This window comes from Deinococcus alpinitundrae (genome assembly GCF_009982895.1).
Taxonomy (GTDB): Bacteria; Deinococcota; Deinococci; order Deinococcales; family Deinococcaceae; genus Deinococcus; species Deinococcus alpinitundrae.
Window position 1 is genome coordinate 1 of sequence record NZ_WXZL01000012.1, and the last position, 12,685, is coordinate 12,685.

The window sequence follows — 12,685 nt, forward strand, 5'->3', positions numbered from 1 at the left end:
TTAGCGCTGCACCGATTTTTCGCGGGAGTAGCTCAGCTGGTAGAGCACTACCTTGCCAAGGTAGATGTCGCGCGTTCGAATCGCGTCTCCCGCTCCAAAGTAGAAAATGGCCCCGAACCGATGTTCGGGGCCAGCTTGCGTTGCAGGTACCAATTGCACTTAACACGGTCAGCGTTTAGCGAGCTGCACTTGATGCTCACCATGTTCCCAGCCGTCCTCGAACAACCGGGCAAATTCCAGTGTCCGCGCCGTTCTCAGCGTCGAGGCCCGTAGGCGCACCCCCCACATGCCGAATGGCAGCGCCCCGGCTTGAATGTCGTGGGTGCGTTGCCAGTTGTCGTGGCCCAGGTGCAGCGTGAACGGCCTGGTGTCCTCAACCATCAGGTCCATGCCTTTAGGCAAGGTAGCGCTTGGAGCCGCGGAGCGCCAGAAGCGGATCTTCGGGCGGCGGTCAGACGCCGCGTAGCGCTCCTGCACCGTCTTAAGCCGCTCGAACGGCTCGTGATGCTCGCGCGCCCACAGCAGCTTGATAAATTCAGCGTGTGCCCAGACCAGCGGCATGGCGCTGCCAGCGGGTTTCCCCGGATAAAAACCGCGCTCCGGCAGCGGGTCGGCGTCCCAGACCTGTTCGGGAAAGAGTCCGCCGGGACCGCAAGATTCGAGCATGGCTTTGATGTACGGCATGGGCGACTCGCCACTGAGCAGCGCCAGGTGACCGCGCTCGCCAGTCAGTAGCGGCCACGGACGGCCCTTGCCCTGGCCGTCGAAGCCGCTGCCGTCGTCGTAATTGCCGTAGCCGTCATGCTGGTAGCGGTAATAAAGCGGGCCGTGCGGCGAGTCGTAGCGCAACTCGCCGTCCACCACCCGCAGCGTGTCCTGAATGCGCGGATCGCGGGCGTCTCGCAGGCCCATACGGACCAGGTAGCCGAAATCCAGGCTGACGATCTCTCCGGCCCGGACCACCCTGCCCCCAGTATTGGCGAGCGTGAGCAGTTGTTGGCCGGGGAGATCGGCGGCTTGAGGCGCGATGCGGATGTAGTAGCCGGGCACGCCGTACTGGTGCGCCAGCGGTGCATCCTCTCCACTCACGTAGCACCAGTCTTCCAGGCGGTCATTCCAGTCGTCGGCCAGCGCCTCGGCGTACTGACGCTCCTCGCGGCTGAGCCAGGGACCCGCGCCCACCAGCGCAGCGATAATGACAGCCAGGGTGTAGGCGCTGACCCCGCTGTTTTCTTCCCAGCGGTCTTCCGGACTGACGGGGCCGCTGCGAATCAGGTAGCCTGCTGCCCGCTGAACCGCACGGGTCACCGAGAGGAACCGGATGTTGTGAACGGCCCCCAGTTCATGCATCTTGGCGGCCAGCAGCACGGCAAACGCCGTTTCGTCGAGCTGGTCTCCGGTCCAGTAACTCTCGCCGTCGGGGAAGATGTTCTGCGGCCAGTGACCGTCGCGGCCCTGGGTGGCCAGCAGGTATTCCAGCCCCCGCCCGGCGGCCTCGTGTTGTCCGGCGGCCAGCAGCGCCGTAACCCCTTCCACCATGTCGCGCGGCCAGACCAGGTGGTAGCCGCCCGCGTCGGCGTGCGACTGCCCGAATGGCACGCTGAGGCTGGCGATGATGCCGCCGGGAAAGTCGCGGCCCTCGTGCACGCGGATGACCTGGGCGCTGAGGCGGGCACGGCTGACTTCGGCGCGGTTGCCGGGCGGCAGGTTCAGCACCTCGGTCCAGCGCTGCCAGTCGTTCAGAAAACGCGCGCGCACCGCCGGAAAGTTCAGGTGAACGCTGGAGCGGGCGTGCAGCAGCGCCGACTCGGGATGGTTGGCGAACGACAGCGCGATGATCCCTTCCTTCTCGCGCAACTCGCCGATCAGCGCCACGTTGCCGCCCTCGGCGCGATCATAGGTCCAGGTCATCTCGCCGTGCTGGTCGAAGTCCTGCCACCCGTCGCTGATGCCCACGAATCCGGCGCTGGCGCGGGTCAGGCCGCCGCTGGCCAGCAGGGTCAGCACGTTCTCGCCGCGCCGGGCGAACAACGCCTCGCCGTCGACCCAGGCGGTGTTGTCGATGCCGGAGTCGCCCAGGTGAGGTGCGAGCAGGGCGTAGAGCACCGCGTCGCCGCGCAGTCGGTAGGCGATTAGCAGCGAATCGCGGTGCGGGTCGGGAACCACGTCGAGGCTGAGACTGAACCCCTCGCCTTGGTGGCGGATGCCGATGGCAGGGCCTTCTTCCGGCAGCAGCAGGCTGTAGCGGCGGCTGCGCTTGAGATCAAACCAGCCGCCGGAGGTACGAACCAGAAAGGTCAGGTCGCGCACCTGTGGATCGCCGTTGGTGGGCCAGTACACCTCGTTGAGGTTGCCGTGGCCGACGCTGGCCCAGACCCGGCCCCGGCCCAGCGAGGTGGTCACGGCGTCCTTGTCACTCGACGTCCAGGTGGGCGGCAGCCCCGGCGCACCGGGGGCGAGGCGAACAGGCTTGGACATGGCTCTCCCTTTGAACAGCGCTCTTCTGGCCCTGACCCTGACAGCGGGCGCTCAGGCCCGCATGAAACTGCTCACCTCGCCGCCGAGGCCGAGGCCGCCTCCAGCCGCCGACTGAGTTCGACGAAGGCGCGGGCCGTAACCTGCACGTCGCCGAAGCTGCGGTGGCGGCCTCCCGGCGCAAAATCCAGGCCCAGGCGCTGGGCCAGTGCACCTAAGTTGTGTGAGCGCTCACGCGGAAAAGCGCGGCGCGAGAGCTGCACAGTGCAGACTTCACGAACGGGAGCCCACAGCAGGCCGTGTCGTCGGGCCGCCACCCGCATGAAGCCGTTGTCGAAAGCGGCGTTGTGGGCCACCACTACCGCCGTGCCCACGAAGGCCAGAAACTCCGGCAGCACCTGTTCGAGAACCGGCGCTGAGCGCACCATCGCGTCGCTGATGCCGTGAACGCGCGCGGCTTGCCAGGGAATCGGCTTCAGCGAGCCGTCGGCGCAGAGGGGACGCACCAGCGTCTCAAAGCGCTCCTGCTCGTAAATCTGGCCGCCCCGGACTTTCAGCGCACCGATTTCCACGATGGCGTCTTTTTCCGGACTCAGGCCGGTGGTTTCCAGGTCGAAGACGACATATTCCCCTTGCATAGCCTTCAGGGTAGCGCCTCCTGAGCCTCTCTCGGCGCGGTGCTCAGCAGCAGGGCGGCCACGATGACAAGCGCCGCGCCGCCGAGTGCCGCCGGACCCAGGCGCTCGGCGAACAGCAATGCTGCGAGCAGCGAGGCCACCACCGGCTCGATGCTGGCGATCACGCTGGCACGGGTGGGATTGAGCCGCTGCAGGCCCAGGCTGTAGGCGCTGTAGGCCGCGAAGGTGCACAGCAGGGCGATCAGACCGAGATTGAGCCAGGCCGCCGGGGACTTGTGGACGAAACCGACAAAGGGGAGCAGGCCCAGCGCCCCCACCGGTAGCGCCACGGCGTAGAGTGCCTGCGGGTCGTAGCGCTCGAAAAAGACCCGGCCATACAGGTAATACAAGCTGTAGGTCAGGCCCGCCGTGAGGCCCCAGCCAAGTGAGAGCACCGACACTTGCACCCCCGAGCCGCCGCCCAGCGAGATCAGTGCCACGCCAACCAGGGTCAGGGCCACCGCGCCGAGTTCGCGCTTGCCCAGCCGCTCGTTCCAGAACAGCCAGCCGGAAAGCGCCACGAACGCCGGAGCGGTGTAGAGCAGCACCGAGGCCAGGCTCGCGCCGCCTGCCCGGACCGCCAGTTGGTAGCTGGCGTAAAACAGGCTGACCCCGCCCAGCCCGAACAGCCCGGTGATCAGCAGATCGCGGCCACGCGGCCAGGCGCTGCGGCGCACGCCGGCGCTGAGGGCAAAACAGCCGCCGCCCAGCAAGGCCCGCCAGAACGCGACTTCCAGCGGCGAGACGCCTTCCTGCTGGGTGAATTTGCCGAAGATGCCCAGCAGGCCCCACAAACAGGCGGCCAGCAGCACCCAGCCTGCCCCGGTGCGGGCCGCCGACCCGAGGTTCGTCGCGTGCGGGCGACTCAAGCGCCGCGCCGCCAGGCCAGGATCCCCAGCACGCTGGCCGCCACCAGCCCGGCCACCGCCAGCCCCAGCAGAGACAGTGCCCGCACGTCGCGCACCTGGCCCACGGCCCTGAGTTCGCCGGTGGTGTAGACCGATTTCTGATCGCCGCTGAGCAGCACATCCAGCGGCGCGGGCGTGCCTTCGCGGGCGCTTCTCAGGGCGCTCGGCGAGGTGTCGCCGCCGGGCTGCGCCACTCCGTCGGGGCTAAACGGAGTGTAGAGACTGGTCGTGACCCAGTAGCTGTAGCGTCCAGCCGGCAGGTCGGTGCCGATGATAATGTCGGTGCCGCTCAAGCTGACGCGCGGCGCAGGGCGGCTGAGCCGCTTCCCCGCTGCATCGGCGCTGAAGTGCTGGGCGACGAAACCGTTGACGCGGTAGTGTTCCTGCCAGCCGGGTGGCCTGGCGGCACGCAGGCCCAGGCCATCCAGATCGTTTGCGCCGCCTGGCCTGGTCTTGACGAAAATATCGAGGTTGAATCCGGAAAACCCTGCCGGAGCTTGCCAGGGGTTGCCGACGGCCCCCAGGGCAGTCCTGAGCTGCACCTCGCCGCCCACGTTCTCGGCTCTAAACAGCCTCAGATCGAGCATGGCCTCAGTGACGGCGGGCCGGGTCGGCAACTGGTAACTGCCGTCGCCGCTGGCGTCACCCGTCGGGTCGGGCACGCTCAGCAGCAGGGCGGCGGGAATGAAGGCGGCCAGCAACACAGACACGCCGGGCAGTATAGCGAGCGGTCCTCAGGGGCAGGTCGAGCAGTATAAGCGCCGGACCCAGGCGCTAGGCGCGGACCCTCAAAAAACCGCTAGGATAGCAGACACTGCATGGCTTTTCCGTTCATGACTCCTGATCTCTTTTCTCTCGAAGGTCGCCGCGCGCTGCTGACGTTGACCCTGGGCCTGATGGTGATGGGGCTGCTGCTGCGTCTGGGTCTGTTCGCCTTCAGCGAACCCATCGTCCTGGCGCGCCCCGCCAGCTGGCTTCCCCTGGTGGTGGCCGCGACGCTGCTGCTGATCTCGCGCAGAAGATGGCCGCTGAGAATCAGCGTGGCGCTGAGCGTGCTGGTGTTCGCGCTGGTGGCGCTGCAAGATCTGTTCCAGGCGCTGCTAATTGGCAGCTTGCCCAGAGGCCTGAGTTTGTGGACGCCTGCCGTGATCATCGAGGTCTTTTTGCTGCTGGGGTCGTCGGCGGGGCTGGCGGTCACCGGATTGTTCGGGACACTGCTGCTGGGCGTGCTGCTGTGGCACCTGCCGCTGGCGCTGGTGATCCAGCAGTCCTGGGTCAATCTGGTGCTGGCCACGCTGCTGCTGACCTGGCTGGGCTACGGGCTCAGCCGGTTTCTGGAGCGTGCTTACCGGATGCAGGAAAGCAGCAGCGCCGCGCTGGTCGAGGCCCGCCAGGACGCCCTGACGCGGGTGCTGGGCCGGGCCGCCATCGAGGACGAACTTGATCTGGCGCTCGAACGTGCCGAGCTGCACGGCAGTCCGCTGAGCCTGGTGGTCTGCGATCTCGACCATTTCAAGACGGTCAACGATCGCCACGGCCACGCGGTGGGCGACGAGGTGCTGCGCGGGGTCGCCAAGCTGCTGCGCCGCAGCGTGGGCCAGGGCAGTAGCGTGGGGCGTTGGGGCGACGAGGAATTCTTGCTGGTAGTGCCGCTCGCCAAGCCGGATGCCCTGGGCCTGGCCGAGCAGCTCCGGCGCGATATTCAGGCCAGCCAGGTGGCTGGGCTGCGCGTCACGGTGAGCCTGGGGGTGGCCGCTTACCGCAGCGGTGAGAGTGCCACCAGCGTGTTTGCCCGCGCCGATCGGCGGCTCTACGCGGCCAAACGAGCCGGGCGTAACACGGTGCGCTGAACAGATGTTCCAGGCGGCGGGTTCACCCCGAGTCCACACCTGCCGGAGCTGATATGCTGAGAGCAGAATGGAGCCGCCGTGACCGATCTCGCCTCGCTGACCGATTTCAGACCCCGGCAGCTCAGTGTGACGGGCAGCGTCAACAAGGTGCGCTACCGTGCCGAGAGCGGCTTTACGGTGCTGTCAGCCACCCTCCGAAACGAGGAGGGCGAGGATGGCGACGCCACGGTGGTGGGCCTGATGCCGCCGCTGGATATCGGCGACCGCTTCAGCGCCGAGGTCAGCATGGAAGAGCACCGCGAGTACGGCTACCAATACAAGGTGCTGAACATGGTGCTGGAAGCGGTGCCCGCCGACCTCACAGAGGAGGGGGTGGCTGCTTACCTGGAAGCCCGCGTGGGCGGCGTCGGCAAGGTGCTGGCGAGGCGCATCGCCTCACATTTCGGCCCGGCGACGTTTGCCGTGCTCTCGGACACCCCCGAGAAGATGCTTCAGGTGCCGGGCATCACCCAGGCCACCTTATTCAAGATGACCCAGAGCTGGAGTGTGCAGGGCGGCGAGCGGCGGGCGCTGGCGGCCTTGCAGGGCCTGGGCCTGAGCATTTCTCAGGCGCAGCGTGCGGCCAAGCACTTCGGAGAGGCGGCAGCCGAGCGCTTGCAGGCCGACATCTACGCCCTGACCGAAGTGGAAGGCATCGGCTTTCTGACTGCCGACAAACTGGCCCGCGAACAGGGCATGACGCTCGACGACCCACGCCGCCTGACCGCCGCCGCCGTCTACGCCGTGCAGCAGGCCGCGCAGCAGGGCGGCCACAGCTACCTGCCGCGTGAGCGTGCCGAAAAGGGCGTGGCCCACTACGCCCGCGTCACGCCGGAGCAGGCGCTGCTGGCCCTCGACAACGCCGTGGAGCTGAACCGGCTCAAAGACGACGCGGGCCGCATCTACCTGCCGCCAGTCTTGCGCGCCGAGCGGCGGCTGGCCGGAACCATCCGCACCCTGATCAATACCCCACCCACCGGCGAGTGGAGCGTGCCCGCCGGAGCCGAACAGGGCTTATCCGAGGAGCAGGCCAGCGTGCTGCACCTGATGGAAGCGCACCGCCTAGTGGTCCTGACCGGCGGCCCCGGCACCGGCAAGAGCACCACCACGCGCGCGGTGGCCGACCTGGCCGAGTCGCTGGGGCTGGAGGTCGGCCTGTGTGCGCCCACCGGCAAGGCGGCGCGGCGGCTGAGCGAGGTCACGGGCCGCAGCGCCAGCACCATTCACCGCCTGCTCGGCTACGGCCCCGAGGGTTTCCGGCACAACCACCTCGAACCGGCCCCTTATGAGCTGATCATCGTGGACGAGGTGAGCATGTGCGGTGACGCATTGATGCTGAGCTTACTGACCGCTGTAGCGCCGGGCGCGCGGGTACTGCTGGTGGGCGACACCGATCAGTTGCCTCCGGTGGATGCGGGGTTGCCGCTACACGCCATCACCCAGGTGGCACCGGCCATCCGGCTCTCGCAGGTGTACCGCCAGGCGGCCCAGAACCCGATTATCCGGGCGGCCCACGATCTGCTGCATGGTCAGGCTCCGGCCTGGGGACCCGCAGAACTCCACTTCGTGCCCACCGAGGCGGACGTGGGCGCGCGGCGGGTGGCCCTCTTGGTGCGCGAACTCGGCGGTCCCGGCAAGGTACAGGTCCTCACCCCCATGCGCAAGGGACCGCTGGGCGTGGAGATGCTCAACCACCACCTTCAGGGCGTCTTCAACCCCGGCGTGGGGGGCGTACGCATTGCTGACGGCGAAGCGCGGGCCGGGGACATTGTGGTGCAGACCAAGAACGACTACCAGAACGAGGTCTTCAACGGCACGCTCGGCACCGTGCTGCGCGAGGACCGGGGCAAGTTGCAGGTGGATTTCGACGGCAACGTCGTGGACCTCGCCGGAGCTGAGCTCTTCAACCTCCAGCTCGGCTACGCCCTGACCGTCCACCGCGCCCAGGGCAGTGAGTGGGGCACGGTGCTGGGCGTGCTGCACGAGGCCCATATGCCGATGCTCTCGCGCAACCTGGCCTACACCGCCCTGACGCGGGCCAGGGAGCGGTTTGTGGGCGTCGGCTCAGAGAGTGCCTGGGTGCGGGCGGCGGGTCGACAGAAAGACGAGCGCCACACGGCGCTGCTGGAGCGGATCCGCGGCTGAAATTACTGGTTCAACGTCGTCACAGTCAGGATTTTGCAAGGCCCAGAGGACTACACTCCTCATGATGGCCTCCTGCTTTTTCCTGCTGGTCGACGGCGCTGCTGGACATGGCCAGGGTCGTGGTCTTGAAAGCTGCTGACTTGCCGGGTGTCGTGTCTGCTGGGGCGGATTTGCACCGCGCTTCCAGGACACCCAAACCCGGTGTGGAAGCGCAGGCGCTGGTGCTGTTGGCCCAGTCTTCCGAGGACGTGTTCCGGCGCTGCGTCAGCCTGGCACTGGAGATCACGCGGGCCACGACCTCGATGGTGCTGCTGCACCGGCCCGCGCTGGACGTGCTGGAAGTGGTCGCGGCCAGCGGCCATCTGGCCGAGGAGGCCACCGGGCGGCGGCTGAGGCGCGGCGAAGCGCTGGGCTGGCGGGTCTTTGACGCGGGTGAGGTGCAGATTGTCGAGCAGGCGCAGGACACCGCCGAGGCCTATTTCGTCTCTGGGCGTCCCCAGCCCGGTATGTACCTGGGGGTGCCGCTGCTCGACCCGGAAGGCCAGGTGTTGGGCGTGCTGTCTGCCGACACCACCAACACCACGGAGCGGCTCGACGCGGCAGACGCGCAGGTGCTGCTGCTGCTGGGGCAGGCCGCCGGCGTGGCCTACAGCCGCTGGCTGGCGCTCGAACACGCCCAGGTCACGGCGCGGCAGTTCGAGCGCCTCGCCACGCTGACGCCGGAGCTGGACCGCCTGACCCAGCCCGAAGAGATTGCCCGGCTGGCACTGCAAGCACTGATCGACATGAGTGGGTTTACTTCCGGAGCGGTGTTCGCCATCGACCCCCAGGGTCAGGCCACCCTGACCGTGCTGGAGGGCGAAGCCTACGAAGGTCCACCCAGCGTTGCCCGCCTCCGTGAGCCGCACCCGCCGGTAGGCCTCGTGGCGGAGGTGTTGCGAACCGGCAGTCCGCAGTTGGTGCCCGATTACCTGGGCTGGAGCGGCCCACGTGTGGGCGGTATCTATACCGCCGTCGCCGCGCCGCTGCGTTCACGTGGACAGGTCGTGGGCGTGATCGGCCTGATGCATACCCGTCACCGTCACGACGCCCCCGGCGAAATCATGACCCTGCTGGGGATGGTCGCGGCCCGCATCGATCAAGCGCTGGAACGCGCCGCCGGACTGGAGTATCTGCATCAGACGCGTGAGGCGGCCCTGCGGGCGCTGGGCCGGGTGCTCGAAGGCCGCGACGGCGATACCTTCGGCCACACTGACCGCGTCACCACGCTGGCCCTGAAACTGGGTGAAGCGCTGGGCCAGTCGCCGGAGGACTTACAGCATCTGCGCTGGGGCGCGTACTTGCACGACATCGGCAAGGTGGCGGTGGGCGACGACGTGCTGCGCAAGCCCGGTGCGTTGACTGCGGGGGAGCGTCGGCTGATGCAGCGCCATGTGGTGGTTGGGGACGACATGCTGCGTGACGAAATGTTCGTGCCGCGTGCGGTCAGGGAAGTGGTGCGCCACCATCACGAACGCTGGGACGGTTCGGGCTATCCGGACCAACTGGCGAGGCAGGCGATTCCGCTGCTGGCCCGCATCTTCAGCGTGGTGGACGTCTACGACGCGCTGCTCAGTGAGCGGCCCTACAAACGGGCCTGGCCCCAGTCGGAGGCCCTGGCCGAACTCCAGCGCTGCGCGGGCAGTCAGTTCGATCCTCAGATCGTCGAGGTCTTCGTGGAATTGGAGCAGCCGTGGCCTGTCTCCCGGTGATGCACCGTTGCTCCAGCGCTGCGGGAGGGTGGGCGTGAGCGGCGGCGTGTCAGACCGCTTGCTGGCCTTGCCCCGGCGAACGGCCCTGCAAGAGGTAGAGAAGAACCTGGCCAAGTCGGAGGTGGGGGCTGCCGAGCGCGCGCTGCTTCACCGCGACGCTGTGTACATCGCCCTGGATTTGGGCGAAGCCGCCTGCGCCATGACGCACGCCCTGAGTGCGCTGGAGCTGGCCCGTGCCTGCCAGGACGGCCCCTTGCAGGTCAAGGCGCATGTCGCTCTGGCGCTGGTGCAGGCTGAATTTTACGATGATCTGGGTGCCGGGGTGCAATTTGCGCTGGCCGATGGGCTGGCCCGCAAACATCATGATGACCGTGGCGTGGCTTTGATCGCCGTGAATACCTCGCACTACGAACTTGAGCGCCGCAACTACGGCGAGGCGGTAATGGTGCTGACCCGGCTGCTGCGCTCTGAGCATGTCCGGGGACTGGCACTGCCCGAGTCGCTCGGTTTGCTGAATACCTTTCACGTCAACTTCGTGGTGGCGGCGGCCGAGGCACTGCTGATCGGTCAGGTTCCGCTGACCGATCAGCCAGGGGCCGAAGAGCAACTGCAGTTCTCGGCCTCGTTCCTGCGCGGTCTGCAGCGTGAGGGCGGTATGGCTTCACTGGAAGCGACCGCTGTTCTGGACGCCTTGACCCGCTATGCGCTGTGGCAGGGCGACCTGACGGCGGCCCAGCAACTGGCCGACGAACACGTGCGTCTGACCGGGCAGGCCGACGTGCCGGTGCTGCATGGCCGTGCCCTGCTGGACCGCAGCCGGGTGCGTGGGCAGATCGGCGATCTGGAGGCGGCCATTGATGACGCCCAGCAGGCCGTCGAACACTTTGGGGCGGCGGCCGACGGCTTGTGGGAAAGCCGCGCCCGCGAAACGCTGGCCGAGGCTTACGCCCGGATCGGACGCTTTGAGCAGGCCTTCGAGGCGCAGCGGGCGGTGACGCGCGGAGTGGAGCGGCTGTTTCGCGATTACCACCAGCAGCGTGCTCTGGTCGGTCAGATTGCCCAGCAGGCCCGTGAGGCCGAGGTGCATGCCCGGGCCATGGCGCAGGCGGCCCTGAGTGATCCCCTGACCGGCATCCCCAACCGGACCCAGGCGATGCAGGTGCTAGCCCGACTGCGCGAGCAGGTGGTGGGCGGCGGGCCGGTGAGCGCCATCGCACTGATGGACCTCGACCATTTCAAGCGTGTCAATGATCTGTACGGCCACCTCACCGGAGACGCCGTGCTGATCGAGGTAACGCGCCTGCTGACCGCAGAGTTGCGGAGTAACGACGTGCTGGCCCGGCTGGGCGGTGAGGAGTTCGTGGTGATTCTCACGGGAGTGACGCTCAGTGAGGCCGTGCGACTCTGCGATCATCTGCGCGCTACCCTGCAGCGCGCCGACTGGGAACACACCGCGCCGGGGCTGAACATGACCGCCAGTTTCGGAATCACCATGCTGAGCGCCGAGCTTGACCTGACGGCCACGTTGCAGGCCGCAGACCGCGCGCTCTACGAAGCCAAGGCGGCTGGGCGCAACACCATGCAAGTGGCCCCGCAACTGCAATACGTATAAGGCGAGGTCGACAGCTACTGGCTCAGAACGCGATCTGCGATTTCAGGGCGTCCAGACTGCTCCAGACGCTACCGGGCGCGAGCGCACCGTTGTTGACGCTGCCGCTCACGCTGATGGTGCTGGGAAAGCTGTACGTGCCGTTGATGCTCAGGGCCAGCACATTCCAGCCGGTCGAGAGGTTGACGTTGACCTGCAAAGTGGTGGGAAAGCCGGTGGCCGCCTTGCAGTCGAGCGGCCCGTTCAGGGTGGTGGGCTTGTCGGCGTAAAGGTAGGCGCGGCCCTTGAGGCTCCGGTTGAAGGTGTACTCGTCCTTGATCACCACCGCGTCGGCATAATCCTTCTGGTTGCCTGCTTTGAGCGTGGCAAAGCCGTAGCCCTGGGCGCTAGGATCGCTCAGGCTCAGGCTGCCCTTGCAGCCCAGATCGGCCAGCAACACGGCGCTCAGCGAGGTCTTGACACTGGTGACTTCGTCGCTGGTCGGCAGCGTCAGCGAGAACTTGCCCTGCGCGTCGACTGTCGTTGAAGCCAGGGTGCGGGTGCCGACGATCAGGGCCAGGCTGGTGCTGCTTGCTCCAGAGAGCTGTCCGGTGATGAAGGGTGCGACTTCGGCAGCGGGCAGGGGTTTGGGCGCAGCAGGTCGGCCGCAAGCGCCGAGTAGGGCGGCGGTCAGCAGAGCCGCAGGAACGAGACGCAGGAAAGTCATGCTCTAGACTACGACGTCAGGCTCGTCTCAATCTGATGGAAGTTCCCTGGCCAGGCGTTCAGAGGCCACCCAGTCGCGCTACAGTAGGGCGTTCCCCAACCCAACTTCCCGGAGGCGATTTCGATGATCATTTCGCACGGTACCCTGACTTTTCCCGTCGCCCACTTGGACACCGCCCGCAGCATGCTGATGGGCCTGGCGGCTCAGACCCGCACGGAGCCGGGCTGCCTGAGTTACCTCGTTTCGGAGAATTTGGACACGCCTAGCGCATTCATCATCAGTGAGCAGTGGGAGAGCATGGACGCCATGCAGACGCACTTGGGCTTGCCGGGCGTCGGTGAGGCGGTCAAGCAGGTCACCGAGATGGGTGTTGACGACCTGACCATCACCGCCTGGGAAACGGGGCAAGCCACCAAGATCATGTGAGGCTGGCTGCGCCGCGCGCCTGATCATCAAACTCCGATTGGCCCGGCCATCCGGGCATGCCACAATGGAGCTGACCCCTTCGGTTGGCTCTTTTTCCGT

Annotated in this window: 10 protein-coding genes and 1 tRNA gene; 6 read left to right on the plus strand and 5 right to left on the minus strand. The window is 67.1% G+C overall.

Features of this window, described 5'->3' with window-relative positions; translation table 11 throughout:
* The first annotated feature begins 21 nt into the window (after nucleotides 1–21).
* Nucleotides 22–97: transfer RNA gene (locus GUI70_RS12260), tRNA-Gly, on the plus strand.
* 71 nt (nucleotides 98–168) lie between these two features.
* On the opposite strand, the gene GUI70_RS12265 is transcribed toward GUI70_RS12260, so the two are convergent.
* The 4 genes from GUI70_RS12265 to GUI70_RS12280 all read right to left on the minus strand — a co-directional run bounded on the left by GUI70_RS12265 (nucleotide 169) and on the right by GUI70_RS12280 (nucleotide 4,770).
* Nucleotides 169–2,478, minus strand: a complete 2,310-nt coding sequence (locus GUI70_RS12265; protein ID WP_161882607.1) for a glycoside hydrolase family 15 protein — start codon at nucleotides 2,476–2,478, stop codon at nucleotides 169–171.
* A 71-nt stretch (nucleotides 2,479–2,549) separates the two neighbouring features.
* Nucleotides 2,550–3,113, minus strand: coding sequence for a 3'-5' exonuclease (locus tag GUI70_RS12270; protein ID WP_161882608.1), 564 nt, complete (start codon nucleotides 3,111–3,113; stop codon nucleotides 2,550–2,552).
* 5 nt (nucleotides 3,114–3,118) lie between these two features.
* Nucleotides 3,119–4,021 (minus strand): DMT family transporter, encoded by a 903-nt coding sequence (locus tag GUI70_RS12275; protein ID WP_161882609.1) that lies wholly within the window; start codon nucleotides 4,019–4,021, stop codon nucleotides 3,119–3,121.
* Nucleotides 4,018–4,770 (minus strand): glucodextranase DOMON-like domain-containing protein, encoded by a 753-nt coding sequence (locus GUI70_RS12280; protein WP_161882610.1) that lies wholly within the window; start codon nucleotides 4,768–4,770, stop codon nucleotides 4,018–4,020. Before GUI70_RS12280 ends, GUI70_RS12275 begins: the two co-directional genes overlap by 4 nt.
* Before the next feature lie 108 nt (nucleotides 4,771–4,878).
* On the opposite strand from GUI70_RS12280, the gene GUI70_RS12285 reads away from it, so the two are divergent.
* The 4 genes from GUI70_RS12285 (at nucleotide 4,879) to GUI70_RS12300 (ending at nucleotide 11,457) form a co-directional block, all read left to right on the plus strand.
* Nucleotides 4,879–5,910: a GGDEF domain-containing protein gene (locus GUI70_RS12285; protein ID WP_161882611.1), complete on the plus strand. Its 1,032-nt coding sequence runs from the start codon at nucleotides 4,879–4,881 to the stop codon at nucleotides 5,908–5,910.
* A 78-nt stretch (nucleotides 5,911–5,988) separates the two neighbouring features.
* A complete protein-coding gene (gene recD2, locus GUI70_RS12290; RefSeq protein ID WP_237724873.1) occupies nucleotides 5,989–8,094 on the plus strand; it encodes an SF1B family DNA helicase RecD2 in 2,106 nt (701 codons plus the stop codon).
* A 125-nt stretch (nucleotides 8,095–8,219) separates the two neighbouring features.
* Nucleotides 8,220–9,845 carry an HD domain-containing phosphohydrolase gene (locus GUI70_RS12295; RefSeq protein ID WP_237724874.1) on the plus strand — a complete coding sequence of 542 codons (1,626 nt, stop codon included), beginning with the start codon at nucleotides 8,220–8,222 and terminating at the stop codon, nucleotides 9,843–9,845.
* 46 nt (nucleotides 9,846–9,891) lie between these two features.
* Nucleotides 9,892–11,457, plus strand: a complete 1,566-nt coding sequence (locus GUI70_RS12300; RefSeq protein ID WP_237724875.1) for a GGDEF domain-containing protein — start codon at nucleotides 9,892–9,894, stop codon at nucleotides 11,455–11,457.
* Between the two features lie 22 nt (nucleotides 11,458–11,479).
* Here GUI70_RS12300 and GUI70_RS12305 read toward each other — a convergent pair whose 3' ends face one another.
* Nucleotides 11,480–12,160: a hypothetical protein gene (locus GUI70_RS12305; protein WP_161882613.1), complete on the minus strand. Its 681-nt coding sequence runs from the start codon at nucleotides 12,158–12,160 to the stop codon at nucleotides 11,480–11,482.
* Nucleotides 12,161–12,283: 123 nt separating this feature from the next.
* On the opposite strand from GUI70_RS12305, the gene GUI70_RS12310 reads away from it, so the two are divergent.
* Nucleotides 12,284–12,586: a putative quinol monooxygenase gene (locus GUI70_RS12310; protein WP_161882614.1), complete on the plus strand. Its 303-nt coding sequence runs from the start codon at nucleotides 12,284–12,286 to the stop codon at nucleotides 12,584–12,586.
* Nucleotides 12,587–12,685: the final 99 nt, after the last annotated feature.

Coding starts and splice junctions, on each gene's coding strand:
- GUI70_RS12265 (WP_161882607.1), bottom strand. CDS start 2,478: ATGTCCAAGCCTGTTCGCCTCGCCCCCGGTGCGCCGGGGCTGCCGCCC.
- GUI70_RS12270 (WP_161882608.1), bottom strand. CDS start 3,113: ATGCAAGGGGAATATGTCGTCTTCGACCTGGAAACCACCGGCCTGAGT.
- GUI70_RS12285 (WP_161882611.1), top strand. CDS start 4,879: ATGGCTTTTCCGTTCATGACTCCTGATCTCTTTTCTCTCGAAGGTCGC.
- GUI70_RS12305 (WP_161882613.1), bottom strand. CDS start 12,160: ATGACTTTCCTGCGTCTCGTTCCTGCGGCTCTGCTGACCGCCGCCCTA.
- GUI70_RS12310 (WP_161882614.1), top strand. CDS start 12,284: ATGATCATTTCGCACGGTACCCTGACTTTTCCCGTCGCCCACTTGGAC.